Origin of the sequence: Catenulispora subtropica, assembly GCF_039531675.1 — a bacterium.
GTDB lineage: Bacteria > Actinomycetota > Actinomycetes > Streptomycetales > Catenulisporaceae > Catenulispora > Catenulispora subtropica.
In genome coordinates this window covers 40,942-65,680 of record NZ_BAAAQM010000027.1, presented here as the reverse complement: position 1 = coordinate 65,680, position 24,739 = coordinate 40,942, and the positions used below count along the sequence as shown (strand labels likewise).

The following is a 24,739-nucleotide window of genomic DNA, read 5'->3' as shown; positions in this document are numbered from 1 at the left end:
GCCCGGGGACGACGCGTTACGCGTGTGACCAGCGGGTCCGGAGTGCAACCGGTTGACCGGCCCGACGGCGGGACGGCTCAGCAGCGCAGGGCGGTGGCGGCCGCCTGCTGCGAGCATCGGTGCCATGGGTGAGTCCGACACCGGCGATGTCCCGGGTACTGCCGCCGCCGAGCCGATATCTGCTCCGGCCCCGGTTCCAGCCCCTGCTCCAGCCCCGGCTCCGGCCGCCCCGCCACCGGCCCCATCCCGCCGGGACTGGAAGCGTCGGGTGGTCACGGGGGCCGTCCTTCTGGTCGCGCTGGTCGGCATCTACTTCGTCGCGGCGGCGTTCATCCCGCGCTGGTGGGCGAACCATGTCGGGCACTCGGTCAACGGCCGGCTCGCGACCGGGGCGCTGTTGGGGTTCTGCTTCGGGGTGGTGTTCACGATCCTGCCGTTGGGCCTGCTGTGGATCACCCTGGGACGGAACCTGAGCTGGAAGATCATGGCGCTCTGGATCGCGGTCGCGGTGCTGCTGGCCGCCCCGAACCTGATGACGCTCGGCGTGACGCTCGGCAGCGGGAGCGGGTCGCACGCCGGGCAGCGCACGATGGATGTGCAAGCCCCGATGTTCCGGGGCGCGACACTGATCGGCGCGCTGGTGGCGATCGCGGTGTTCGTGGCCCTGATCGTCGCCTTTCGGCGGCGGGGACGCCCTCCAGCGGCCACCCCGCCCGCCGCGACCTAGCCCGGCCGGGCTCACCTCGCCACCACGGCGGCGGAGACCAGCGTCGCGGCGGCGAGGCCGCCCCACAAGGCGACCGGTCCGGCAGCCGCCAGGCCCGTGATGACCGCCGGCGACACGGCCAGGCCGAAGCCGGTGGAAAGCTGGAACCGGGCCAGCGCGCGGCCGAGAACCCGGGGCGGAGCGACAGCGGCGACGAGCGGGGTGGCCGCGCCGGCGTACACGATCTCGCCGAGCGTGCAGACCACCGACACGGCGGCGATCGCCGGCGCGCCCCAGCCGCCACCCAACGGGGTCGCGGCGAGGAACCCGAGATACGACGCCGCGAGGATGACTCCGGCGATGGACAGGGCCGTGCGGCGGGAGAAGCGGGCCATCCAGACGGTCACGGCGACCTGGAGGGTGACCACCAGGACGGTGTTGGTCACGAAGATGCCCGCCGACCAGGCCGGCGAGGCGTGAAGCCGCGTGACCAGCACCAGCGGCAGCGCGATTTCGGGGACGTTGAGGCAGAAGACATAGACGACGTTGGCGGCCAAGAGGGCGCTCATGCGCGGCGCGGGCTCACCGGCATCGCCGTGAGCGGTGGCCGCCGCGGGCTCGGTACGGACGTGGACCGACCAGGCCAGCGCCGCCGCGGTCAGATAGCTGACACCGGTCACGGCGGCGACGGCTCGGAGCGTGGAGGCTCCGCCGGCCAGGGCGGCCATGGCGATGAGCGCGCCGACTCCCAAGCCGGCGTTCCGGAGCGAGCGGGCGGCGGCCAGCGCGGCGTCCCGGGCACGGCCCTCGGCGACGGTGGCCACGAGCGCGGCGTGCGCGGCGGGCCAAGCCTGGTTGCCGATGCCGAGGAACAGGCAGGCGGCGGCGAACAGACCCAGGCTCCCCGCCGGCACGGCCAGCAGCAGGACGGTCCCGACCACCCGCACCAGCATCGACGCCGCCACCACGGTCGAGCGCGCCCCCCGGTCCAGCCAACGGCCGACAGCCGGCATCGCCGCCAGGCCGACGACGATGCCCCCGGTCATGGCGGCCCCGGTCGCGGGGCCCGACAGCCCCAGGACCTTGATGCCGTAGAGCAGCAGGAACGGACGCAGCAGGCCGGTGCCGAGCGCGTCGACCGCCAGAGCGACGGCGTAGCGGCGACCGCCTCCGGCCCGCACCAGGTCCGCGACCTTGAGGTTGGGCGCGGCGGGTTCAGGGGAGCGGACGGCTGCGGCCGGCTTCGTGACACTCGTCTTCGAACCGGTCCGGCTCGGCTCGGCGGGGCTCGGCGAATCGGCCGGGATGCGGGCGATCGGGGGTGCGCTCATGGCGGCAACGGTGCGCCCGCGCGCCCCGTTCAGGCACGCGGGTTGACGGTTCGCGTCAATCGACGCCGCGGACCGGCGGTGAAGCGGCGATCATGGGTGCTGTGAGCCTGCGCATCGACATCACCGGCCTGGCGCCGGACCGCGTCCAGTTCACCGCCTCACCCCTGGCGGAGCTGGCCTCGATGCTGCATGCGCTGGCCGCCACGGACCACCACCCGGACCTCGCCGCGTGGGCTGCCGGGGTGCGCGCCACGCTGTCGGCCGAGTTGACCGAGCGGCTCCAAGAGGCGGAGTTCCTGTGGCGCTCGTCGAGGGCCGACTTCCTGGTCCCCGCACGCCCCCGGCGGACCCTCGGCGAGGAGCTCGATGACGTGGACCGCCTCGACGACGAGGCCTACGTGGCGTCGGCGCTCATCACCACCTGCGGCAGCAGCCGGCTGACGTTCCCGGGACGCTCCCCGTTGGCCGATCCCGCCGCCCGCGAACGCGCGCTCGACCTGGCACAGGCCCGAGGCGCGGCCCAGGAGGCGTTCGCCGAGCGGCTCCTCGCCGACCCCGCCGCGGTACGGTCCCGGGTGCGGCAGACGTTGGAGTGGTGCGCGCAGGCCTTCTTCGACGCGGCGTGGCCGGGCGTCGTGCCCCAGCTCACCGCCGACATCCGGCACAAGGTGGACCTGCGCGAGCGGCAGGGCCTGGGGGCGGCCCTGGCGGCGGTGTCGGCGATGGTCCGGCTGGATCCGGACGGGAGCGCCATCGTGCTGGACAAGCTGCAGGACAACACGACCTCCGGACGCGAGGCCGGGGTCACGTTCCTGCCCAGCGTGTACGGCCATCCGCACCTGGTCGCGGTACACGCCGTGGGATGGCGTCCGGTGGTGCAGTACCCGGTGGCGCGGACCGCCGCGCCGCAAGCGGTGTCCCTGGAGACGATGCAGCTGCGGCTGGAGGCGCTTGCCCATCCGGTGCGGCTGCGCCTGGTGCGGACACTGGCACGGGGCCCGCACACCACCGGCGAGCTGGCCCACGCCTGGGACCTGACGCCACCGGAGGTATCGCGCCATCTGGCGGCGCTGCGGCGAGCCGGGTTGCTGACGACGGAGCGGCGGGGCCGCTACGTGCACTACCGGCTGGACTTGTCCGCCACGACGACGCTGGGCGCCGATCTGCTTGCCGCGGTTCTGCGCTGACCTGGCAAATCCCCGCGGACCTTCGGCACTGTGGCCGAAGGCCGTATCAAGCCTTCACCGCCGTGTGAAGTAAGCCAGCGTCGCATCCGCCTTCGTCGGACAAGGCCCCGACAAGGCGATGTCATGCCGGTCCAAGAAGGACCGCGCATGCGCCGCCGTCTGCAGCAGATGCTCGGCCGTGCACCGCGTCGACACCTCCAGCAGCCGGGAGCCGTCGGGATACGTCCACTCCTGCAGTTCGAGTCCTCGGCCCGGACCGTCGGGCCGAGGCCGCGTGCGATGCACCTCGACCGGACCCAGCGCCTCCAATCCGTCGACCGCGACCGTTTTGGCAGCCCGTCCGTCGACCCGCCCATGAAGCAGCGCCAGCTGCTGCTCAGAGAACAACGACCGCAGACTCTCCTTGCCGCTGACCGCCCGCTCCACGGCATTCCGCCCCAACCGGCGCTTAAGGGCACCGGAGCATATGAAGCTGTCCGGCGTCACATCCACCTCGACAGTGAAGTCCGCGCACCGGCGCATGGCGGCGGGAACCCCAGCCGGGTCGATCGGCCGCAGCTTGACCACCGAGTCGTTGGGCCGCTGGCCGCCCCGAACGCGCACCAGAACCCCGTGGTGGCGCAGCGTCAGGTCGGGCGTGTCGAGGTAGTACACGTTCCGGATCCGCTCGGAGCCGGCTCCGAGCGCCGCGCGCAGGGCTTCATGGGACGGCTCGGCGACCGTGAACTTCAGTTCCACGTGCCCGACCTCGCGAACCAGGGTGAACATCCGGTCCACGTCGTCCCCGGGCATCCGCCACGCGCGGCGGGCAGCCTTCCTCGTTGCTTTCTCCAGAGCCTTCAGGGCCGGCCACCTCCCGCCGGTTCGGGCGCCACCCCGGCTGGACGGCACACAAAGGCTCCATTATTAACCATCCCGCGTTGATATCCGAGGGCTTACTCGGCGACGGCTGGACCAGGGGCGGGTCGAACCCAGTCGGGATTGCGGCGAACGCCCAGGTCATCCAGCTGTACCTGGTGCCCCGTCTCCGTCCGCAATCCGACGCGGACCGGGGCCACGGCCGCCCTCAGCGCTCTCACCGGCCTGGGCACTTCGCGCCGCCGGGGTATCGTCGGCGCGTGGAAAGCAAGCCGCTGGCGCCCGGCCGCCGGGTGCTGCTGGGCGTCACCGCGGCGGTCATGCTGGCGATCGGCCTCGTCTACGCGGCCACCCACGCCACGGAGGGCATACGCCGCGCGGGATGGATGGGCCAGGCGGGGCGGCTCGTCGTGGCGGAGTGCGATCCGCACCGCGGTTCGCGTGGCGGCACCACCTATCAGTGCTACGGCGAGTTCACGGCCGACAACGGTGTCGCGGTGCCGGGACTGTCGCGGCTGGACGACACCTCTTCCTCGCCCTACCGGATCGGCAAGGTCCTGAAAGCCACCTCCGACGGCCACGGCACCGTGTCTCCGGTCGGTGCCGGCTACGCCCTGGACGCCTGGGCCGAGTTCCTGTTCGTCGGCGTAGCGGTCGGCGGCATCGGGGTGTTCCTGGGCGGCGCGGTGCTCGCGCGGCCGGAGGGCCGCCTGCTCCGCATCTCCACAGCGGTGTGCCGGGCGGGGTTGGCCATGATCTTCGGCGGCGGCGTATCGGCGCTGATACTGGCGGTCGCCGGCCTGTTCTGACCCGCGGACCGGGCCTGGGCGACGACACCACCCGGACACCGCGTCAGCGCCGTGTCAGGGCCGCGTCAGCGCAGTTCGGCACCGTTGAAGCATGGAAAGCACAGCGATCGCAGTCGCGGGACTGCGGAAGGCATACGGCGACAAGGTCGTGCTCGACGGCATCGACTTCGAGGTCGCCTCGGGATCGGTCTTCTCCATGCTCGGTCCGAACGGCGCCGGCAAGACGACCACGGTGAACGTCCTGACGACGCTGCTCGGCGCCGACGCCGGCACCGTGCGGGTCGCGGGCCACGACGTGGTCACCCAGACCAGGCAGGTGCGCGCCGCCATCGGGGTCACCGGCCAGTTCGCCGCCGTCGACGAGCTGCTGACCGGGCGCGAGAACCTGCAGCTGATGGCCGACCTCAAGCGGGTGGGGGACGCGGACCGGGTCGTGTCCGGACTGCTGGAGCGGTTCGAACTGACCGAGGCCGCGCCGAAGATGGCCTCGACCTACTCCGGCGGCATGCGGCGCAAGCTGGACCTGGCGATGACGCTGGTCGGCGCGCCGAAGATCATCTTCCTGGACGAGCCCACGACCGGCCTGGACCCGCGCAGCCGGCGCACCATGTGGCAGATCGTCCGCGAACTGGTCGCCGACGGCACCACCATCTTCCTCACCACCCAGTACCTCGACGAGGCCGACCAGCTCGCCGACCGGATCGTGGTGCTGGACCAGGGCCACCTGGTCGCCGAGGGCACCCCGGAGCAGCTCAAGCGCCAGGTCCCCGGCACCCACGTGCGGCTGCGCTTCGCCGACCAGCCGCGGCTGGAGGCCGCGGCGCGGATCCTGCCCGGCGCCAAGCGCGACGACCAGGACCTGAGCCTGCGGGTGCCCAGCGACGGCGGCTCGCGCTCCCTGCGCGACCTGCTGGACCGCCTCGCCGAGCACTCGCTGGACGCCGAGGAGTTCTCGGTCCACACCCCCGACCTCGACGACGTCTTCCTCGCCCTGACCGGACACGCCACCACGGAGGCGAACGCAGAATGAGCACCTCGTCCACTTCGCTGCGCGACTCGGCGATCATGCTGCGCCGCAACTTCAAGCACACGCTGCGGAACCCGGTCACGGTCTTCAACGCCGTCCTGTTCCCCATCGTCATGATGCTGATGTTCGTCTACATCTTCGGCGGCGCCTTCAAGGTCCCCGGCGAGTATGTCGACTATGCGGTGCCCGGCCTGATCGTGATGGCCATCACCTACGGGCTCGGACCCACCGCGACGGCCGTCAACGACGACATGACCAAGGGCATCATCAACCGGTTCAAGACCATGGACGTCTCCCGGGGCGCGGTCCTGACCGGCCACGTGGTCAACACCACGGTGCGCGCCCTGATCGCCGTCGGCGCGATCATCGGCGTCGGCTTCGCCATCGGCTTCCGCTCCGGCGCGGACGCCGGCCAGTGGCTCGCGGTGATCGGCGTCATCGCCTTGATGGCGTTCTCCACCAGCTGGCTCACCGTCGCGATGGGGCTGGCCGCCAAGACCCCGGAGTCGGCGGCGCTGGGGACCGTGCCGCTGATCATGCTGCCCTTCCTGAGCAGCGCGTTCGTGCCGGCCGACACCATGAAGACCGGGGTGAGGCAGTTCGTCGAGTACCAGCCGTTCACGCCGATCATCGAGACCCTGCGCGACCTGCTGGCCGGGCACCACCCCTCGAACGGCCACCTGTTCGCCGCGCTGGCCTGGTGCGGCGGGTTCGCGATCCTCGGCTACGTGTGGGCGATCTCGACGTTCACCAAGCGAGCGTGACCTCGACCAGCCCCGGCCGGTCGGCCGCCGCCCCCTCCCGAACCGCCTCGGCGTACTCCGCGTCGCCGAGGCGGTTCCGAGCTTCCGCCTCGATGCGGGCCACGTCCGGGTGGCGGTGGTCGGGCAGGCCGCGCACGGCGGCCGCCGCCGCGAGCAGCCGGGCCGCCTGCTCGGGATGGTCCAGGCGCAGCGCCAGGTCCGCGACCCCGACGAGCACACTGGCGCTCAGCAACAGGGGGCCGGCTTCGGGCACCGCTTCCCAGGCCGCCGCCCGGTGCGCGCGCGCCTGGCCGAGATCCTCGGCGAGGTAGCCGAGCAGATTGTGCAGCAGCGCGCGGTAACCCGGCTCCTGCGCCAGCGGTCCCAGCAGGTCCGTCGCGATGCCGACCTGGCGGCGGGACTCCTCCACCTCGCCGCTCCACCGCGCGATCTCGGCCTTCGCCAGGGCCAGCTCGACCAGTGAGCTCGGCCAGGTGACCCGGCGCGCGCCTTGTTCCGCGGCGGCGATGCCGGCCCGGGCGGCGTCCCGGTCGCCCGCCATCCAGAACAGCAGCGCCTGCCGGGCCCGGATGCGGATGACGTCCTCCACGTCGCCGGCCTCGGTGACGACCACGACGGCCTGCTCGTAGAGCTCGCACGCCCGCCCGAACTCGCCGCGCACGGCGAGCCGCTCGGCGAGCTCGGACAGGGCGAAGGAGATCCCGAACCGCTCTCCCAGCGCCCGGAACTCGGCGAGCGCCGCCTCCAGATAGGCGTCTCCATCGTGGCTGCCGGAGCCGGACATGATCCGCATCTTGCCCATCTGCAGCCGCGCCACGGCCCGGACCCAGGGATCCGGGTCCTCCAGCGCCGGCTCGAACGCGGACAGCGCCTCCTCGGGCGCGTCCAGCAGCCGGACCAGCGGGCCCACCAGCGCGATCCCGGGGTGTTCGGCGCGGCAGCCCCGGGCGGCCCGCTCGGCCTTGCGGATCCACTCGGTGGCGATGTTCTGGTCGTGGCCGGCGCTCACGAACGTCACGATGATCGCGAAGACCGTGGCCCGGACGACGTCGGAGACCTCGCCGGGCATCCGCGCCGCGGCGGTCAGCAGCTCGATGCCCTCGGCCCGGTGCCCGCCGAGCCACCAGTACCAGCCCGAGCCCGCCGCCAGCCGCATCGCCGCCTGCGCGTCGCCGGAGGCCAGGGCGCCGCGCATGGCCGCGGCGATGTTGTCGTGCTCGGCTTCGAGCACCGCCAGCCAGCGCAGCTGCTCGGCGCGGCGCAGGTGCGGCTCGGCGGTCTCCGTGAGCTCGGTGAACGACGCCAGGTGCGCCAGGCGCGCCGACTCCGTCTCGCCGGCCTCGGCGAGCCGCAGCGCGGCGTACTCCTTGACGGTGCCGCTCATCCGGTAGCGCGGCGCGCCCTCGCCCCGGGCGACCAGCAGCGACTTCTCGGTCAGCGCCGTGAGCAGTTCCAGGACCTGCTCCGGGGCGACTCCGTCGCCGGCGCAGACCTGTTCGGCGGCCTCCAGGCCGGCGCCGCCGGAGAACACCGAGAGCCGTCGCAGTACTCTGCGTTCGGCGGCGCTGAGCAGCTCCCAGCTCCAGTCGACGACCGCGCGCAGGGTCCGGTGCCGCGGCAGCGCGGTCCGGCTGCCGCCGGTGAGCAGGCGGAACCGGTCGTCGAGGCGGTCCGCGAGCTGGTCCACCGACATGGTGCGCAGCCGGGCCGCGGCCAGTTCGATGGCCAGCGGCATACCGTCCAGGGCCCGGCAGATCCGGGCCATCGTGGCCAGCGTGGCGGGATCGTCCGCCAGGTCGTGCCGCACCGCCTGGGCCCGATCCCGGAACAGGCGGACCGCCGGCGAGGACGCGATCTCCTCCGGGCCGGGGGTCTCGCCGGGCAGCGCCAGCGGCTCGACCGGCCACAGCGCCTCGCCGGTGATGCCCAGCGGCTCCCGGCTGGTGGCCAGGATCCGCAGCCGCCGGCACTCGCCGAGCACCCGGTGCGCGAACACCGCCGCGGCCTCGATCACGTGCTCGCAGTTGTCCAGGATCAGCAGCGTCTCGCGCTCGCGGACCGCGGCCACGAACCGGTCGGCCGGCTCGGCGTCGGAGGTGTCGCCGAGCAGGGTGTCGCGCAGGCCCAGCCCGGACAGGGCGGCCTGCGCCACGTCGCCGTCGGCGCCGATGGCGGCCAGCTCCACCAGCCACGCGCCGTCCGGCAGGTCGGCCAGCATCGTGCCGGCGGTCTCCTCGGCCAGCCGGGTCTTGCCGGCGCCGCCCGGACCGGTCACGGTGGTCAGCCGGTGCTCGGCGACCAGCGCGCGGACCGCGGCCACGTCGGCGTCCCGGCCGACGAAGCTGGTCAGCTCGGCGCGCAGGTTGGACCTGCGGGGTTGTTCGCGGCGGCCGAGCTCACCGCGCAGCAGGGAGACGTGCAGGGCGGAGAGCTCCGGCGAAGGGTCGGCCCCCAGCGCGTCGGCCAGGGCCTCCCTCGTCTTCTGGTACGCCAGCAGCGCCTCGCTGTCCCGGCCGGCCGCGACCAGCGCGCGCATCAGCGCGGCGGTCAGCCGCTCCCGGACCGGGTGCGCGGCCACCAGATCGGACAGCTCGGTGATCAGCTCCGCGCCGCGCCCGAGGGCGAGTTCGGCGTCGAAGCGCTCCTCGGAGGCGGTCAGCCGCAGCCCGTCGAGCCGCACGACCGCGGCGTCGAACGCCTCGCTGTCCAGCAGGCCCACGTTCTGCATGGCCGCGCCGCGCCACAGCCCCAGGGCCTCGCGCAGCAGCCGAACCCGCGCGGAGACGTCGGCGGCACCGGCCTGTCCGGCGGCGACGAGACGCTCGAAGCGCACCGCGTCGACCTCGTCCGGATCCACCACGAGGCGGTAGCCGTCGGTCTGTCCCTCGATCACCACGCCGGGCAGCGCCTTGCGCAGCCGGGAGACCAGGCGTTGCAACGCGTTGGCGGCGTCGGAGGGCGGGTTCTCCCCCCAGATCCAGTCGACGAGCGCCGCCTTCGGCACCACGTGCCCGGGGCGCAACGCCAGGGCGATCAGCAGTCCGCGCAGGCGCGCGCCGGGCACATCGGCCGGGGCGCCGTCGTCCGTGCGGACCTCCAGCGGCCCCAGCATCGCGATCTGCACGCGCCGATCCTGTCACGAGCCGTGGTGGATCGCATGGCCCTGCAGGTCGGCGCGGACGTCGCCGGTTCTACGGAACGCGCGTGAGGATCTCCATCGCGTGGCCGTCGGGATCGTCGAAGTAGACCCCGCGGCCGCCCCAGCGATGGTTGATCTCGCCGGGTCCGCCGCCTCCCGGCTCGGCGTAGTAGGCGAGACCGGCATCCTTGATGCGGTCGAAGGCCGCGTCGAACTCGTCGTCGCTGACGAGGAACGCGTAGTGCTGGGGCTGCGGCTCGGCGACGGTCATGTAGTCGAGGGTGACGTCGTTGGCGAGGGCGACCGGGACGAAGTGCCCGAAATCCGCTCCGGGGCGCAGCCCGAGGATCGAGGCGAGGAAGGCCGCTGATACACGCTTGTCGCGAGCCCGGACGATGGTGTGGTTCAGCTGGACGGACATCTGTCTCTCCTACTTCTTCTCGTTGTTCTTCGGCGCGCGGATGAGGAAGAACGTGGCCGCGGCCGCGGCCGTGAGCAGGCCGGCGGCCCAGGCGATCGCGGTCGCGTACCCGTGGACGAGCGCGGCCTGGTGCGCTGACGGCCCGGGCGCGTGCGCCGTGAGGAAGGCGGCCGTGGCGCTCACCGCGAGCGAGTTCAGGACCGCGGTGCCGACGGAGCCGCCGACCTGGGTCGCGGCGTTGACGACCGCGGAGGTGACGCCCGCGTCGCGCTGGGTCGCGCCCCGGATCGCGAGCTGGAACGCCGGTGGGAACAGTGTGCCCATGCCGGCGCCGACCAAAAGTTCGGCCGGCAGGATCGGCGTCAGGTAGCCGCTGTCCGGCGTGAGCCGGGTGATCAGCAGGAGCCCGGAGGCGGCGACGAGGAGTCCGGCGGCGATCAGGACGCGCGCCGGGACCCGCGGCATCAGGCGGTTGCCCAGCTGGTAGCCGCTGACGGCGTTGGCCAGGGCCATCGGCAGCACGGCGGCGCCGGCGCGGGCGGGGGAGTAGTGCAGGACCACCTGCAGGTGGTACGTCAGCATCAGGAACATCCCGAACGCCCCGACGACCGCGGTGCCGACCGCGAGGCAGGCGCCGACGCGGTCGCGGTCGGCCAGGATGCGCAGCGGCAGCAGCGGGTCGCGGACGCGGGTCTGGCGCAGGGCGAAGGCGGCCAGCAGGATCACACCGCCGGCCAGGGACCCGGCGACGATCGCCGAGGACCAGCCGTGCCGGGCGGCCTGGCCGCAGCCCAGCACCACGGCCGCGAGGCCGCCGGTGGCCAGGAGCGCGGAGCCGGCGTCCAGACCGGAGCCGCCGGCCGGCGGCGGGTCGGGCAGCGCCCGGCGGCCCGCCGCGAGCAGCACACCGGCCAGGGCCACGTTCACGAACAGGCACCAGCGCCAGTCGGAGTACTGGGTGATGACACCGCCGAGCAGCAGTCCGGCCGCCGCGCCGCTGCTGGCCACGGCGCCGTAGACGGCGAAGGCGCGGGCCCGCTCGCGCGGCTCGGTGAACGTGACCGCCAGCAGCGACAGCACGCTCGGCGTGATCAGCGCGGCGAAGGCGCCCTGCAGCGCGCGCCCGGCGGCGAGGACGCCGAGCGTCGGAGCGAGGCCGGCCAGCAGCGAGGCCAGGGCGAAGCCGGTCAGGCCGAGCCGGAAGGCGCGGCGGCGTCCGACGACGTCCGCGACCCGCCCGCCGAACAGCAGCAGGCCGGCGAAGCAGACGGTGTAGGCGGTGACCGCCCACTGGCGCTGGCCGTCGTCGAAGCCCAGGTCGTGCTGCGCCGACGGGAGCGCGATGTTCACGATCGTCGCGTCCAGGGCGGTCATGAGCTGGGCGGAGACGATCACGGCCAGCGCCAGGCGGTGGCGGGTGGGCGGGGGAGCGGGCGGGGCGGCGGCCGGTCCCGCGGTGGTCGTGGTGACTGTCGTGTCGGGCACGGTCGACACCTCCGATAAGCGTAGGGCTTCCCTCCGAATATAAACGAAGGGCTTCCCTCCGTCTACTGCTAGGCTGGTCCCGACCGAAAGGGGTGCCGATGCGCGCCGACGCCCGCCGGAATCAGGAGCGGCTCCTGAACGCGGCCCGAGACGTCTTCGTCGAACGGGGCCCGAGCGCCTCGCTGGAGGAGATCGCCCGGCGCGCCGACGTCGGGATCGCCACGCTCTACCGGCACTTCGTGGATCGCGGCACCCTGATGCACACCGTGGTGCTCCATGCCCTGACTTCCACGATCGAGGCCGTCGAACAGGCCCGGCGCGCCCATCCCGACCCCTTCGACGCGCTCGCCGCCTACATCCACGCCGTGCTGGAGATCCGCACCTCCGCGGTGATCCCGGCCCTGCTCGACGCGCTCGACCTCGACGAACCCGAACTCCTGGCCGCCCGCACCAGGTCCGCGGACCTCCTCGAGGCGCTGCTGACCGACGCCCGCGAGAGCGGGCGGCTGCGCCGGGACGCCGCCTTCGCCGACATCGGTCTGCTGCTGGTGCGGCTGTCGCAGCCGTTGCCGGGGCCGTTCAGCGAGAAGGCGCAGAACGAGCTCGCGCATCGTCATGCCGATCTGCTGATCGCGGGCCTGGAGGCGGACGGGGCGAAGGCGTCGCTGAGCGGGCCGGCCATGAATGTGGCCGACTTGCAGCAGATGCTGAAGGAGAATGGCGAGCGGAATGGCGAGCGGAGTGGTGGGCGAGCTGGCGATCAGTGAGGGAGGGGCCGGTGGCTGAGCAACGCCGAGCGGCGGGGGGTCTCGGGCGGGTTCGGCTCAAACGGCTTCTGAAGAGCGTGGGCTATGCCGACGGCACCGCCGCCGGTGTCACGGTGGACGCGGCGGAGTACGCGCCGCTTCGAGATCTCGTGGCTGAGGCGGCTCGCGTGGTCCGGGTCCCCGCGCCGGAACATCTCAGGCTGAGTACGTATGGTGAGATCGCCGTCACCGGTGACTCGTCAGACGGCCGGACACTGCACATCGGCGCGCCGTTCGTCCTCGGCTTGCCGGCCGTCGAGCTGAAGGCTGTGGTCGCCCATTCCCTGGCGGTTCTGAAAGAGCCACACCCCGAGCTCGCCGACGCGCTCGCCCGGATCTGCCAGGACGTCCAGAGCCTTCTGGACTTCCTCGGCGGGGACGGGTTCGGTCGGCGCTATCGGCGTCTTCTCGCGGCGACCGCGGGGTTCCGCGAGGACATCGAGCGCCGTGCCGACCGGGCCGCCGCGGCGGTGGCGGGTTCCCGGGAGCAGGCTCTGATCGCGCTGGTGCGTTCGCGGGCCGTCACCGGGCACTTCGTGGAGTACGCCCCGCGGTACCTGGTCGAAGGGCTGGCGCCGCCTGAGGACCTCTTCACGAACTGGCTCCGCGTCGCCGCGCTGCCCGTGCCGACCTGGGCTGCCGCCTCCACACCTTCGTCGCAGCCCGGCGTGCGCACCGTGTTCCACCCCGGACTCACGCCGCAGGCCGACGTCCTGGACCGCGCCAGACAGGCGGTGAACCCGGTGATCCCCGGTGAAGGCCTGCCGGTCATCGCCGGTCTCACCGCCGAGACGGCCAAGGCCCTGATATCAGGCGTCGAAGCCGATCCGGAGGATCACCTCAGCATCGACTACGGCGCGTCCGGGCAGGCGGTCATCGACGCGGCGGGCCGGCTGCTGGGCCGCGACGCCACGCCGGCCGACGTGGTCGGCGTCGTCGCGGACGGCCGTGGCCCGGAGCTCGCCGGGGTCTGGGACGAGGTCACCGTCGCCCAGCTCGAGGACAGTGCGCCGGACTCGCGCGTGATGGAGCGGGTGCTGGCCGACACCAGGACGTCCGCGCCGACGCCGGGTGAGATGCTCGAAGCGTTCCTGGCCGGCCTCGCGGTCCGGCGCGAGTACCGCTACGACCCGGTACTCGGTCCGGGGGTCCTCCTGGCGGACGGCCGTCCCGGCATCGAGATCCATGCGGCCATCGGCAAGGCGGTCGCCGGCGACGTCACGGCGCTGGGGCAGTTGGTGGATCAGCTTGCCGGCAGCGCGTGACCTGCGCTACGCCCGTCCGCGGCTCCTTGTCACCTGAATGCAGTAGCCCAGGTCGCCCGACCAGCCAGGCCCCGCAAAGATAGGCCGCGTGGTCCGCCCCGGCGCGCCGCTGGGGCGGGGAACGGCTCCGTGAAAGGGGGCCCACGATGACACGCAAGGTGGCCGACTGCCGGAAGTGGCCCAGCGAGGTCGGATGCACGCTGACGATCGCCGGCGAGGAAGACGAAGTCGTGCAGGCCGCGACGCAGCACGCGGTCGCGGTCCACGGTGAGACCGACACCCCTGAATTCCGTGAGCAGCTCCGGTCCGTCCTGGAGGACGAGAAGGTACCGGCCGCTCACTGACAGCTCGCTCAGCAGCCAGAGTTGGGAGGACCTATGACAGGCCTCATGCACATGAGCCTCGACACCCCCGAGGAAACCCGTCCGTTCGAGGACCACAAGGGTCACGTGGATCTGGTCGACATGGACCACGGAGGCGTCGGCCGGGCCGTGTTCGAGCCCGGGTGGAAGTGGTCCGAGCACGTCAAGCCGATCGCCGGCACCGAAAGCTGTCAGGCCGCGCACACCGGGTACTGCGTGTCCGGCCACATGCACATCGTCATGGACGACGGCGAGCAGGCCGACATCGCCCCCGGTGAGTACATGACGATCGAGCCCGGGCACGACGCCTGGGTGGTCGGGGACGAGCCGTGCGTCATGATCGACTGGCAGGGCTTCGCCGACTACGCGAAGAAGGGATGATGTCCGCCTCAGACTTGCTCGGTGTCGACCGGGCGGCCCCGCGTGATCCGCGGGGCCGCCCGCTTCTTGCCGTCGCTTCCTGTTGCCCGGTGCGGATCTCCTGGCCGGGCGGAGCGACGTGCCTGGTCACGTCCGGCCGGTCGGTCAGGAGCGCTTGGCGCGTGCCGCCGACGCGGCGTCCTGATGGGCCGGCGCTTCGCCGTCCTCCTTCGGGTTGGGCTGGCCCTTCCCGGTGGTGATCAGGCTCCGCAGGCTGCCGTCGATGTAGCCGCCCCAGGCGTTGGAGCACACGTCGTAACACTCGTGCTGCGACGCCAGTCCCACGTGGGTGAACCGCACCTCGGCGCCGTCGGCCGTCTCGGAGATGTCGAAGACGATCTCCGTGCCCGGCCACTCGCTCTGGTCCGCTGTGAAGTTGAAGTAGTTGTCCAGCACCCGCCAGACGACCCTGCGGTCCGGTACGAGCTCCGTGACCCGCAGGGTGCAGCGGTGGACGTCCTGATAGCGGTGCAGGAACTCGGCGCCGACCTGGTCGGTGACGCCCTTGATCTCCTCCGACCACCAGGCGCGCGGATCGGTGACCGCCGCGAACACCTCGCGCGGGCTCCGGTCGACGGTGAACGTGGTCGTGTAATGCTGTCGGCTCGGGGTAGCTTGCGTCATGCAAGTCACCCTAGAGCTGGCAGCTTTCATCATGCAAGTGGCCAGTTAGAATCGACTCCATGCTCGGGAAGACCTACGACGCCCAGATCTGCTCCATCGCCCGCGCTCTGGAGATCGTCGGCGAGCGCTGGAGCCTGCTGATCGTCCGCGACGCCCTGTTCGCCGGCGCGACCCGCTACAGCGACTTCCAGCGCGGCCTCGGCATCGCGACCAACGTCCTCAAGACCCGCCTCGACGGCTTCGTCGAAGCGGGCGTCATGCGCCGCCACAAGTACTCCGAGCAGCCGGAGCAGTATGAATATCTGCTCACTGAGAAGGGTCGTGCCCTCGCCCACTCCCTGGTGGCGCTGTCCGAGTGGGGCGACCGGTACGCGACCGAAGGGGAGCCGCCGATCCTGTACGTCCACTCGGAGTGCGGTTCCGGCGTGACGCAGCAGACGGTGTGCGCGCACTGCGGCCCGGTGGACGACCCGGCGCGGATCCAGGCGAAGATCGGGCCGGGGATGCCGCCGCGACCGTCCGCTACAGCGTGAACCGCCGATCCTCCGCGCTCAGCACCGCTGACCGCGGCGCCACGTCCCAGGCCTCGGCCACCGCGTCGCCCAACGTCTTCATGAGCGCCGGCACGTCCTCGGCCGCCGATCCGTGCAGCGCCTCGGCGACGATCAGCACGCGTGAGGTGCCCGGCCGGACCGCCGAGCGGCCGCTCTGCCGGTTCGACCAGCGCCGGGCGTGCGCGCGGCGCGCGGCGTCGGCGAAGATCACCTCGCCCGGCTCGGGGTGCTCGCCGGTGTCGGCGAACGTCAGGTAGTCCTCGTCGCCGGCGGCGTGCCGGACCTCGAGGTACCCGTCGACCTCGTCGAGGTCGAACACGCCTACCGGGATCGCGTAAGCGACCGACACGGCGTTGCAGAGGTCGATCAGCGGGTGGATGCGCGGCAGGCCGCCCTCCTTGCGCAGCCGGCGGAGCAGCGCCTCGGAGGCGCAGCGGTACTGCGTGGGCTTCAGGCCCATCTTCGTGAAGGTCTGGCGCCACGCCTTGATCTCGGCGAGGTCGGACTCGGTGCCGCCGGCCAGCCGGGCCCGGGCGGCCGCGACGAACTGCGCCACCGGCGCGTCGACATCGGCGGTGGGGGTGATGCCGGCCGCGGTGATCGCCATGGCGACCAGGCCGGGGTGCTCGGACCAGATCGCTTCGGTGTGCTGGAAGTACATGCGGCTACCTCTACCGCATCGGCGGCAGCCCGGACAGGACCAATCCGGCCCGGGAAAGCAGGACCAACCGTTCACAATGCTTCACGTTTCTGCTACCTGGTACAAGGGCGCCGGACATCCGGCGGCTGGATATTCCCCAGGGCCCGCAAGCCCGCGCACCCCACAGCGCAGCCGCACGACCGAGCAGCACCGAGCAGCACCGCACCACCCCCCCCAGCGCACCCCACTACAAGGAGGTCACCCAGTGGCGCCTGTCTCTCGCCGCACCTTCCTCGGCTCCGCCGCCGCCCTCGGCGCGGCCGTCGGCCTGGAAGGGCTGCCCGGCTCGGTCCCGCAGGCCGCGGCCGCCGGCACCGGGACGATCCGCGACGTCAAGCACGTCGTGGTGCTGATGCAGGAGAACCGCAGCTTCGACCACTACTTCGGGAGCCTGAAAGGGGTGCGCGGCTTCGCCGACCGCGCGACGGTGCAGATAGCCGGCGGCTACTCGGTGTTCAACCAGCCCGACGGCTCCGGCCGCCAGTTCCCGTGGCAGCTCTCGAACAACAACACCTGGTGGTGGGGCACCACCAAGGAGGAGCTGGCGCAGTGCGACGGCTCGCTCGACCACAGCTGGGGCACGCAGCACTCGGCGTGGAACGGCGGCAAGATGGACAACTGGATCTCCGCCAAGGGCTCCAACCGGACCATGGGCTATCTGAACCGGTCGGACATCCCGTTCCACTACGCCCTCGCCGACGCCTACACCGTCTGCGACGCCTACCACTGCTCGATCCTGTCGGCGACCGGCCCGAACCGCACCTACCTGTGGTCCGGCATGATCGACCCGGCCGGCACCGCCGGCGGCCCGGCCTACGACGGCGGCTCGGAGTCCGGCCTGACCTGGCAGACCTACGCCGAGGCGCTGCAGAACGCCGGCGTGTCGTGGCGCGTGTACCAGAACGCGAACGACAACTTCGGGGACAACGGCCTGGCCTACTTCAAGCAGTTCTCCGGCGCGGCCACGTCCAGCCCCCTCTACCAGCGCGGCATGTCCTCGGTCCCGGCGGCCAGCGGCTCCACGCCCGACGACATCGCCGCGGCGATCAAGGCCGACGTCCTCGGCGGCACCCTGCCCCAGGTCTCCTGGGTGGTCGCCAACCAGGCGTTCTCCGAGCACCCGGACGCCCCGCCGAACGACGGCGCGCACTTCGTGAACCTCGTCCTCCAGGCCCTGGCCGCCGACCCGGCCACGTTCAACGCCACCGCGCTGTTCCTCAACTACGACGAGAACGACGGCTTCTTCGACCACGTCCCGCCCCCGGTCGCCCCGTCCGGCACCGCCGCCGAGTCCACCCAGGGCGCGCAGATCGGCCTCGGCTTCCGCGTCCCGATGATCGTCGTCTCGCCCTGGACCCGCGGCGGCTGGGTCGACTCCCGCGTCTACGACCACACCTCCGTGATCCGCTTCCTGGAGACCTGGACCGCGGCCCTGGGCACCCCGGCGACGTGCCCGAACATCAGCGACTGGCGCCGCCAGGTCTGCGGCGACCTCACCGGCGCGTTCGACTTCGCCAACCCGGTGACCGGCCTGCCCGCGCTCCCCTCCACCAGCACGACGATCGGCCAGGCGTTCTGCAACGCGCAGATCAACCCGAGCCCGGCCTCCAACTCGATGCCCACTCAGGAAAGCGGCACCAGGCCGGCGCGCGCCCTGCCCTACCAGCCGAACGCCTGGGTCGACCACATCGAGTACGACGCCAACGGCCAGATCCTCATCTGGCTGCAGATGGCGAACCAGGGCCCGCAGGCCACCGCCGCCGCGCACTTCTCGGCGTACGCCAACGCCTACCGCAGCGGCGGCCCGTGGCAGTACACCGTCGGGCCGTCCGTCAACGGCACCGACGGCAGCGCCAAGGACTTCTTCAACATCGGGACCAACTACGGCAACGGGCAGTACGACCTGACCGTCGTCGGCCCCAACCGGTTCCTGCGCCGCTTCGCCGGCAACGCGAACGGCTCCGGTGCGACCGCCGAGGCGAGCACGTACTACGCCCCGGCGCCGAACACCGGCAAGCAGGCGGTGTGGTTCAAGATGACCAACACCGGGACCAGCGCCGTCACCTTCACGATCACGTCGACGAACTACCGCACCGACGGGCCGTGGACGTACCAGGTGGCAGCGGGCGCGACGGTCAGCGACTACTTCAACGCCGTCGCGTACAACAACGGGTGGTACGACTTCACCGTCACGGTGAGCAGTGACGCCGCGTGGAGCCGTCGCGCCACCGGGCACATCGAGACCGGGGCGCCGAGCGTCTCGGGCTGAGACACGGCTCTTATTCCCCTCCGGTCGGAGCGCTTGCGGTGGTACGTTGCAAAACTTTGCTCCGACCGGAAGGGAAGCCATGCAAACTCCGTCTCCGCACCGCCGGTTCCTCGACGAGGTGCTCCCGAAGATCCGCCAGGACGAGCGGGTCGCGGGAGTGGGCCTCGCCGGTTCGCTCGCCGGGGGGAACCCGGACGTCTACTCCGACGTCGACCTCGTGGTCGCCGTCGACGACGAGGCCTTCGACGCGGTCCTGGCCGAGCGGTTCGCGCTGATCGGCGCGTGGACCGAGCTGGTGGCCGGATTCACCGGCGAACACGTCGGCGAACCGCGCCTGGTCATCACCCTGGTCGGGCCGCCGCTGCTGCACGTCGACTTCAAGTTCGTGCGCGTCTCCGACTTCGCCGAGCGCGGTGCCGACCCCGAGCTGCTGTGGGACCGTGACGGACGGCTGGCCGAGGCGCTCGCGGCGTGCCCGCCGGCTCCCCGGGACTTCGATCCGCAGTGGGTCGAGGACCGGTACTGGATCTGGGTGCACTATGCGGCGACCAAGCTCGGCCGGGGGGAGCTGTTCGAAGTCATCGGCTTCCTGGGGTACGTGCGTGAGGTCGTGCTGGGCCCGCTGGCGGCGCTTCGGGCCGGGGCGGTCCCGCGGGGGTTGCGGCATCTGGAGGCCGTGGCTCCGCAGGAGGCCGTCGACCTGCGCGCGACGCTGTGCGGGCACGACCGCGCGGACGCGGCGCGGGCCATCCTGGCGTGCGTCGACCTGTATCGGCGGTGGACCGCCGACGCCGCCGTACCGATCGCCCGGCGTCACCGCGCCGAGGAGCTCGCAGTACGGTATCTCCAGGACGTCGTCGATCAGGCCCCTGACCCGGCCTGAGCGGCGGCGATCGTCCTGGAGGTGAGGGGGCCGGGGTGTTCGAGGTCGTCGCGGGCCGTTACGTCCTGCTCGACCGCATCGGCTCCGGCGGTGCGGGCGAGGTCTGGCGCGCCTTCGACCGCCGGACCGGCGCCTACTGCGCCGCCAAGGTGATCCGCCACCCGGAGGCCGCGACGCTGGTCCGCGCGGTGTTCGAGCAGGGGGTGCGCCTGGACCACCCGCACGTCGTGACCCCGTACGCCTGGGCCGCCGACGACGAGCAGGTCCTGCTGGCCATGCCGCTGATCCGCGGCGGCTCCCTGGCGGTCCTGCTGTGCGACCACGGCACCCTCCCACCCCGCTACGGCGCCGAGATCCTGCGGCACTTGCTGGTCGCCCTGGACCACGTGCACGCCGCGGGGCTGGTCCACCGCGACGTGAAGCCGGCGAACGTGCTGCTGGAGCCGACGGGCACCGGCGCCCCCCACGCGCGCCTCGCCGACTTCGGCCTGGTCCTGACCCCCGACCGCCCGCGGGTCACGGGGACGTTCATGGTGGTCGGCACGCGTGCGTATCTGGCCCCCGAGTCGCTGAAACGCGGCGACCAGGGCATCGCCCAGGACCTGTACGCGGCCGGCCTGGTCGGGACGGAGATGCTCGGCCCCGGGGCCGGCCCGCTGGCACCGCTGCTGGCGGCCCTGAGCGCACCGGAACCGACGCGGCGCCCGAGCTCGGCGGCCGAGGCGCTGGCGTGGCTGGACCGGCTGCTGGCGGACTGGCCGTTGGAGACACCGGCCTTGATGCCGGACGCCGGCGAACCGGTCGAGGTCTTCGAACAGATCGGAGAGCTGCCGCCCGGGTGGGGGCCGCGCGGCCCGCTGGCCGAAGCCGAGACGGTCACCCTGGTACGGCCGGTGGACAGTGCCGCAGCGACGACGGTTCGCGTGGCGACCGGATCTGTGCCGCTCACTGGCACGCCGCCGGTCATCGGCGCAGCGCTGCCGAGCGGCGCAGCACTGCCGAGCGGCGCAGCACTGCCGAGCGGCGCAGCGTCGCCTGGCGACGCGAGGTCGCTCACTGGCGGCCCGTCGGTCACCGGTACGTCGGCGCTCGGCAGTGCTACGCCGTTCACTGGCGGCCTGTCGGTCACCGGCACGTCGCCGGTCACCGGTATGCCGTCTCCCGACAGCGCTTCGCCGCCCGGCGGCACACCGCCGCTCGCCACCACGGCGTCGCCGGTCTCCCGGCGACGCTGGTGGCTGGCCGCCGCGTTCGCCGCCGCCGTCACGGCCGCGAGCGCGGTCGGCGCCATCGTGGCGGTGCTGCGCTAGACCGAGCGCCGGGCCTTGCGGATGAAGACCACTGTGGCGACCGAGCCCGCGACCGCCACCGGTGCCAGCACGAACACCGCCCAGGGCGTTCCGCCGCCGGACTTCTTGGAGGCCGTCCCCGTCAGCGCCACGTTCACCGGCAGCTTGGTCGTCGCCGTCGCCGAGGAGGCCGACGAAGGCGGGGTGGCCGCGGAGTCGGCCGGCGCCCCCATCCCCCCGAACACCTCGACCGGGGTCGGGGCTTGAGCCGGTGTCGCCGAGCCGGCCGCCTGCCCCTCGTACCGAGGACCGGCCTGCGGGCTGCCGACCACCGCGACGTCCAGGGTCACCGGCACGTTCCCGCCGCCCGGCTGGTCCGCCCCGCCGATGCCGTAGCCCAGCTTCACCGTCAGGTAGTACCACCCGTCGAGCGACTCGCCGCGCAGTGTGCCGTCGCTCGCCGTGCGGTTCCGGTACTCGACCGGGTAGGTCGCGAACGCGCCGTCAGGGTGCTGACCGCCCGCCGAAGGAAGCTGCGACCCGTCTCCCGTATACGCACTCGTGTCCCAGTCGACCTGCTGGCGCACCGGGGTGAAGGTCTTGGCCTCGATGTTGACCGTCCGCCGCTTGTCCGCTTGGCCGTAGTCCACCCGCCAGGCCAGACCCTGTCCCCAACTCAGGTGGACTCGGTAGAAGACCTCTTCGCCGTACTGCAACACGTCGCCGTAGTGGCCGCTCGTCGGCAGCGTCGCCGCCGTACCGAACGAGCCGCCTCCGGTCACGGGCACCACGCCGCCTGACGGCTCCGTGAATCCGACCTTCCGGGTCGCCGCGGCCGGTCCCGGGTCGGTGGCCGTCGGCTCCAGGCCGAACTGGATCTCGTCCGGGACCGGGGCGCCGGCCGAGCTGCCGTTGATCGGGTTCGCCATCGCCATTCCCACCACGTACCGGCCGGGCTGGGTACACCCCTGCGGGGCGAGATCCGGCAGGTCTCCCGCGACACCCCGCCAGATCAGGCTCTTCGGGTTCACGCTGTCGCGGCTCGCTCCGCCGCCGCCGAAGTCGGCTGCGCAGTCCTCACCCCGCGGGTCGATGATCTTGACGGTCGAGCCCAGGAAGGTGCTGAGGCTGTAGCCGGGGAACGCCGGCGTGCGGGAGACGTACAGCGTGTTCCCGGCCGGGACGTCGATCGCGTAGTACTTCAGCTTGCCGTCCAGCCGCAGTGTGTCAAGGTACTGACCCGGGCTCACGGCCGGGGCGCTCTCGGGCGAGTCGCCGCCCGTGATCGGCGTTCCCGTCGGCTGGTAGTTGCGGATCGCCGACTGCGTCACCCGGTTCAGGGCCAGGTTCAGCGAACCGGCGTCCGGCGCGTCCGTGTACGTCCCCCCGGTCGCCTGCGCGATGCACGTCAGCTGGCTCCTCGTCGCGTCGTCCACGTCGAGTCCGATCGTGTACGCCCGCAGGTCGGCCCCCTGTGCCTCCAGGTCCCGCGCCACCTGGCAGGGGTCCGGCGGGGCGCAGGTGTCGGCGCCGTCGGTGACGATCACGATCGAGCGCGGCCCGGTCGACGGCAGCTGCTTCGCCGCGGTCTGGAGCGCCAGCCCGATCGGCGTCCAGCCGGCCGGGGCGATCGAGTCCACCGCGGCGTCCACCGCCCCGGCGTCCACGGCGCTCGGCGGCCGCAGGACCGTGACGTCCCGGCAGCCGGCGTCCTTCGGCAGGTCGTGGGTGCCGTAGGTCTCCAGCCCGAGCTGCGTCCCGGCCGGGAGCCTGCCGACGAGGTCGTGCACGGCCGTGCGGGCCACGTCGATCTTCTTGCCGCCGGACGGCAGCGGGTCCTTCATCGATCCCGACGCGTCCAACACCATCATCACCGGCGCCAGCTGCCCGTCCGCCGCCCGCGCGGGCGCGGCCGGTACCGCCGCCGTCACCAGGGCCCCCAGTAGCGTCGCGGTCAGCAGAGCCTTGAAGCTGCTCATCGACGTCCCCCTAACGTTTGCAATCGGTCGTGTGCATGCGAAAATAGCCCGCAGGTAGAACCCGCCCCATGAATTGCAAGTGCAAACGTACGCTCGATCCGACGGGCCGTCAAGAACCGGTGGACCGCACATGGACAACGCATCGGTCGTGCAGCGCAACCGCGCCCTGCAGACGGAGTGGTACGGCGAACCGCTGGGGGAGCGCTTCCGCCGCCTCCTGGCGCGCCTGACCCTGAGCCAGGCGCAGCTGGCCGACGTCCTCGGCCTGTCGGCGCCGATGGTGTCGCAGCTGATGACCGGCGCCCGCGCCAAGATCAGCAACCCCGCGGTGCTGGCCCGGCTCGCCGTGCTCGACGAACTGGCCGCCGACCCGGCCTTCCTCGCGCGCCCGCCGCAGGACCGCGCGGCCGAGCTGGCCCGCCTGGCCGCCGAGTCGCCGGCCGCCGGGAGCGCCTCGACGTCGACCCGGGCGATCCGCGCCGATCAGGCCCCTGCGGTCCCCCGCGCCGACCCCGCCGTCGCGGTGCAGTCGGTGCTGCGGGCGGTGGCGACCGCCGGCGAGCTGGAGGAGGCGGCGCGCCTGCTCGACGCCGGCCACCCCGGACTCGCAGAAGTGCTCAGGGTCTACGGCACCATGCGGACCGCCGACGCCCGCGCGCACTACGAGCGCACGGTGACTCCCTGACCGGGACGCGGATTTGCAGTTGCCAACGGTTGGTTAACGGCGGGCGGCGCGGAGAGCCACGCCGGCTCCCGCTTGTTCCAAAGCGGTCTTCGCCCGGGACGCGCGCTCCGCGCTGACCCCCGCCAGCACGACCCGCGGCGGGTGATCGACGAGATCGACCGCCTGCTTCAGCCCCAGCGTGGTCAGCTCCCGGACGGCCTTGATGGTCCGGATCTTGACCTTCTTGGGGACGGATTCGATGACGACGTCGAAGAACCCTTCCACCGCCGGGTGCGGGGGAGGGGAGACGGGGAGCGCGCCGCCCGCGGTCTGCGTCGGCGGGGTCAGGTCCGCCACGACCGTCGTCGGCACGGCGGCCAGCGCGCGCAGCGATTCCGCGGCCGCGTCCGCGCTCGGGCGCGCCGACGGATCCTTCGCCAGCAGCTGGTCGATCAGCACCGTCAGCGGCCCCGCGTTGCGCAGCGGCGGGTGCGGCTCGAAGGCCACCGCCGCCATGGTCGCGGTGACGGACGGGCGCCGGAACGGCGAGACGCCCTCGACGGCTTCGAACAGCGTCGCCCCGAGGGAGAACAGGTCGCCGGCCGGCAGGTCCGCGTTCGGGTCGGCGCCGAACCGCTCCGGTGCCATGTACTCCAGCGAGCCGACGACGGTGCCGGTCACGGTGAGCGAGGTGTCGTCGCGGTGCTTGGCGATGCCGAAGTCGGCCAGCAGCACCTGGCCGCGCACGGTCAGCATGATGTTCGCCGGTTTGACGTCCCGGTGCACGATCCCGAGCCGGTGTGCGGCGCCGAGGGCGGCGAGCACGCCGCTCGCGACCTCCAGCGCCCGCCGGACGTCCAGCTGCGGGCCCCGCTGGAGTTCCTGCGCCAGCGAACCGCCGTCGACCAGCCGCATCACGACCCACGGCAGGCCGTCCTCGGTGACCACGTCGTGCACCGCGACCACGTTCGGCTCGTCGCGCAGCGCCGCGGCGCTGCGCGCCTCCCGCTCGGCCCGCTCGATGAGCGCCGCGCGCTGGGCCGCGGAGACATCCGGGCTGATCTTGATGCGCTTGACGGCGACCGGTACGCCCAGCCGCTCGTCCCGGGCCCGCCACACCTCGCCGAAGCCGCCCGCGGCGATGAGGTCGAGCAACTGGTAGCGTCCGCCGATCATCCGCTCCGGCACGAATCCCCC

23 protein-coding genes are annotated in these 24,739 nt (G+C 72.6%); 14 read left to right on the top strand and 9 right to left on the bottom strand.

Annotated elements, in window-relative coordinates:
- Positions 1–268 precede the first annotated feature (268 nt).
- Entirely contained in the window at positions 269–727 is a 459-nt protein-coding gene (locus ABD466_RS23260; protein WP_344659259.1) for a permease, read from the top strand.
- Between the two features lie 11 nt (positions 728–738).
- Here the strand turns inward: ABD466_RS23260 and ABD466_RS23255 are convergent, their stop codons facing one another.
- Positions 739–2,037, bottom strand: a complete 1,299-nt coding sequence (locus ABD466_RS23255; protein ID WP_344659258.1) for an MFS transporter — start codon at positions 2,035–2,037, stop codon at positions 739–741.
- Positions 2,038–2,138: 101 nt separating this feature from the next.
- Between ABD466_RS23255 and ABD466_RS23250 the strand changes: the two genes are divergently transcribed.
- The gene (locus ABD466_RS23250; RefSeq protein WP_344659257.1) at positions 2,139–3,224 is read left to right on the top strand and encodes a DUF5937 family protein; all 1,086 of its coding nucleotides are present in this window, start codon (positions 2,139–2,141) and stop codon (positions 3,222–3,224) included.
- Positions 3,225–3,278: 54 nt separating this feature from the next.
- Here ABD466_RS23250 and ABD466_RS23245 read toward each other — a convergent pair whose 3' ends face one another.
- Positions 3,279–3,992: a CYTH domain-containing protein gene (locus ABD466_RS23245; protein WP_344659256.1), complete on the bottom strand. Its 714-nt coding sequence runs from the start codon at positions 3,990–3,992 to the stop codon at positions 3,279–3,281.
- 350 nt (positions 3,993–4,342) lie between these two features.
- On the opposite strand from ABD466_RS23245, the gene ABD466_RS23240 reads away from it, so the two are divergent.
- From ABD466_RS23240 to ABD466_RS23230, 3 genes are all read left to right on the top strand, one after another.
- Positions 4,343–4,891: a hypothetical protein gene (locus ABD466_RS23240; RefSeq protein ID WP_344659255.1), complete on the top strand. Its 549-nt coding sequence runs from the start codon at positions 4,343–4,345 to the stop codon at positions 4,889–4,891.
- Between the two features lie 91 nt (positions 4,892–4,982).
- The gene (locus ABD466_RS23235; RefSeq protein ID WP_344659254.1) at positions 4,983–5,921 is read left to right on the top strand and encodes an ATP-binding cassette domain-containing protein; all 939 of its coding nucleotides are present in this window, start codon (positions 4,983–4,985) and stop codon (positions 5,919–5,921) included.
- Positions 5,918–6,682, top strand: a complete 765-nt coding sequence (locus tag ABD466_RS23230) for an ABC transporter permease (RefSeq protein WP_344659253.1) — start codon at positions 5,918–5,920, stop codon at positions 6,680–6,682. Before ABD466_RS23235 ends, ABD466_RS23230 begins: the two co-directional genes overlap by 4 nt.
- Here the strand turns inward: ABD466_RS23230 and ABD466_RS23225 are convergent.
- The 3 genes from ABD466_RS23225 to ABD466_RS23215 all read right to left on the bottom strand — a co-directional run bounded on the left by ABD466_RS23225 (position 6,666) and on the right by ABD466_RS23215 (position 11,727).
- Positions 6,666–9,806, bottom strand: coding sequence for an ATP-binding protein (locus tag ABD466_RS23225; RefSeq protein WP_344659252.1), 3,141 nt, complete (start codon positions 9,804–9,806; stop codon positions 6,666–6,668). The two genes, ABD466_RS23230 and ABD466_RS23225, sit on opposite strands and share 17 nt — an antisense overlap.
- 67 nt (positions 9,807–9,873) lie before the next feature.
- Positions 9,874–10,242, bottom strand: coding sequence for a VOC family protein (locus tag ABD466_RS23220; RefSeq protein WP_344659251.1), 369 nt, complete (start codon positions 10,240–10,242; stop codon positions 9,874–9,876).
- A gap of 9 nt (positions 10,243–10,251) precedes the next feature.
- Positions 10,252–11,727, bottom strand: a complete 1,476-nt coding sequence (locus ABD466_RS23215; protein WP_344659250.1) for an MFS transporter — start codon at positions 11,725–11,727, stop codon at positions 10,252–10,254.
- 98 nt (positions 11,728–11,825) lie between these two features.
- On the opposite strand from ABD466_RS23215, the gene ABD466_RS23210 reads away from it, so the two are divergent.
- From ABD466_RS23210 to ABD466_RS23195, 4 genes are all read left to right on the top strand, one after another.
- Positions 11,826–12,494 (top strand): TetR/AcrR family transcriptional regulator, encoded by a 669-nt coding sequence (locus ABD466_RS23210; RefSeq protein WP_344659249.1) that lies wholly within the window; start codon positions 11,826–11,828, stop codon positions 12,492–12,494.
- 11 nt (positions 12,495–12,505) lie between these two features.
- Positions 12,506–13,798 carry a M48 family metalloprotease gene (locus tag ABD466_RS23205; protein ID WP_344659248.1) on the top strand — a complete coding sequence of 431 codons (1,293 nt, stop codon included), beginning with the start codon at positions 12,506–12,508 and terminating at the stop codon, positions 13,796–13,798.
- Positions 13,799–13,944: 146 nt separating this feature from the next.
- Entirely contained in the window at positions 13,945–14,142 is a 198-nt protein-coding gene (locus ABD466_RS23200; protein WP_344659247.1) for a DUF1059 domain-containing protein, read from the top strand.
- 33 nt (positions 14,143–14,175) lie between these two features.
- Complete coding sequence (locus tag ABD466_RS23195; protein ID WP_344659246.1) at positions 14,176–14,541, top strand: cupin domain-containing protein; 366 nt, start codon at positions 14,176–14,178, stop codon at positions 14,539–14,541.
- A 144-nt stretch (positions 14,542–14,685) separates the two neighbouring features.
- Here ABD466_RS23195 and ABD466_RS23190 read toward each other — a convergent pair whose 3' ends face one another.
- Positions 14,686–15,204 (bottom strand): SRPBCC family protein, encoded by a 519-nt coding sequence (locus tag ABD466_RS23190; RefSeq protein ID WP_344659245.1) that lies wholly within the window; start codon positions 15,202–15,204, stop codon positions 14,686–14,688.
- Positions 15,205–15,263: 59 nt separating this feature from the next.
- Between ABD466_RS23190 and ABD466_RS23185 the strand changes: the two genes are divergently transcribed.
- A complete protein-coding gene (locus tag ABD466_RS23185) occupies positions 15,264–15,737 on the top strand; it encodes a winged helix-turn-helix transcriptional regulator (protein WP_344659244.1) in 474 nt (157 codons plus the stop codon).
- On the opposite strand, the gene ABD466_RS23180 is transcribed toward ABD466_RS23185, so the two are convergent.
- Positions 15,727–16,419 (bottom strand): B3/B4 domain-containing protein, encoded by a 693-nt coding sequence (locus ABD466_RS23180; RefSeq protein WP_344659243.1) that lies wholly within the window; start codon positions 16,417–16,419, stop codon positions 15,727–15,729. The two genes, ABD466_RS23185 and ABD466_RS23180, sit on opposite strands and share 11 nt — an antisense overlap.
- A 244-nt stretch (positions 16,420–16,663) precedes the next feature.
- Between ABD466_RS23180 and ABD466_RS23175 the strand changes: the two genes are divergently transcribed.
- The 3 genes from ABD466_RS23175 (at position 16,664) to ABD466_RS23165 (ending at position 20,920) form a co-directional block, all read left to right on the top strand.
- Positions 16,664–18,727: a phosphocholine-specific phospholipase C gene (locus ABD466_RS23175; RefSeq protein ID WP_344659242.1), complete on the top strand. Its 2,064-nt coding sequence runs from the start codon at positions 16,664–16,666 to the stop codon at positions 18,725–18,727.
- A gap of 79 nt (positions 18,728–18,806) precedes the next feature.
- Positions 18,807–19,610, top strand: a complete 804-nt coding sequence (locus tag ABD466_RS23170; protein ID WP_344659241.1) for a nucleotidyltransferase domain-containing protein — start codon at positions 18,807–18,809, stop codon at positions 19,608–19,610.
- A gap of 35 nt (positions 19,611–19,645) precedes the next feature.
- Complete coding sequence (locus tag ABD466_RS23165; RefSeq protein ID WP_344659240.1) at positions 19,646–20,920, top strand: serine/threonine-protein kinase; 1,275 nt, start codon at positions 19,646–19,648, stop codon at positions 20,918–20,920.
- Here the strand turns inward: ABD466_RS23165 and ABD466_RS23160 are convergent.
- Positions 20,917–22,878 (bottom strand): vWA domain-containing protein, encoded by a 1,962-nt coding sequence (locus tag ABD466_RS23160; RefSeq protein WP_344659239.1) that lies wholly within the window; start codon positions 22,876–22,878, stop codon positions 20,917–20,919. The two genes, ABD466_RS23165 and ABD466_RS23160, sit on opposite strands and share 4 nt — an antisense overlap.
- 130 nt (positions 22,879–23,008) lie before the next feature.
- Here ABD466_RS23160 and ABD466_RS23155 point away from each other — a divergent pair, with 130 nt between their 5' ends.
- Positions 23,009–23,563 (top strand): helix-turn-helix domain-containing protein, encoded by a 555-nt coding sequence (locus ABD466_RS23155; RefSeq protein ID WP_344659238.1) that lies wholly within the window; start codon positions 23,009–23,011, stop codon positions 23,561–23,563.
- Positions 23,564–23,596: 33 nt separating this feature from the next.
- Here the strand turns inward: ABD466_RS23155 and ABD466_RS23150 are convergent, their stop codons facing one another.
- A complete protein-coding gene (locus ABD466_RS23150; protein ID WP_344659237.1) occupies positions 23,597–24,730 on the bottom strand; it encodes a ribosomal protein L7/L12 in 1,134 nt (377 codons plus the stop codon).
- Positions 24,731–24,739: the final 9 nt, after the last annotated feature.

Coding starts and splice junctions, on each gene's coding strand:
- ABD466_RS23235 (WP_344659254.1), top strand. CDS start 4,983: ATGGAAAGCACAGCGATCGCAGTCGCGGGACTGCGGAAGGCATACGGC.
- ABD466_RS23200 (WP_344659247.1), top strand. CDS start 13,945: ATGACACGCAAGGTGGCCGACTGCCGGAAGTGGCCCAGCGAGGTCGGA.
- ABD466_RS23155 (WP_344659238.1), top strand. CDS start 23,009: ATGGACAACGCATCGGTCGTGCAGCGCAACCGCGCCCTGCAGACGGAG.
- ABD466_RS23220 (WP_344659251.1), bottom strand. CDS start 10,242: ATGTCCGTCCAGCTGAACCACACCATCGTCCGGGCTCGCGACAAGCGT.
- ABD466_RS23195 (WP_344659246.1), top strand. CDS start 14,176: ATGACAGGCCTCATGCACATGAGCCTCGACACCCCCGAGGAAACCCGT.
- ABD466_RS23255 (WP_344659258.1), bottom strand. CDS start 2,037: ATGAGCGCACCCCCGATCGCCCGCATCCCGGCCGATTCGCCGAGCCCC.
- ABD466_RS23190 (WP_344659245.1), bottom strand. CDS start 15,204: ATGACGCAAGCTACCCCGAGCCGACAGCATTACACGACCACGTTCACC.
- ABD466_RS23245 (WP_344659256.1), bottom strand. CDS start 3,992: ATGTTCACCCTGGTTCGCGAGGTCGGGCACGTGGAACTGAAGTTCACG.
- ABD466_RS23180 (WP_344659243.1), bottom strand. CDS start 16,419: ATGTACTTCCAGCACACCGAAGCGATCTGGTCCGAGCACCCCGGCCTG.
- ABD466_RS23210 (WP_344659249.1), top strand. CDS start 11,826: ATGCGCGCCGACGCCCGCCGGAATCAGGAGCGGCTCCTGAACGCGGCC.
- ABD466_RS23185 (WP_344659244.1), top strand. CDS start 15,264: ATGCTCGGGAAGACCTACGACGCCCAGATCTGCTCCATCGCCCGCGCT.
- ABD466_RS23230 (WP_344659253.1), top strand. CDS start 5,918: ATGAGCACCTCGTCCACTTCGCTGCGCGACTCGGCGATCATGCTGCGC.
- ABD466_RS23170 (WP_344659241.1), top strand. CDS start 18,807: ATGCAAACTCCGTCTCCGCACCGCCGGTTCCTCGACGAGGTGCTCCCG.
- ABD466_RS23160 (WP_344659239.1), bottom strand. CDS start 22,878: ATGAGCAGCTTCAAGGCTCTGCTGACCGCGACGCTACTGGGGGCCCTG.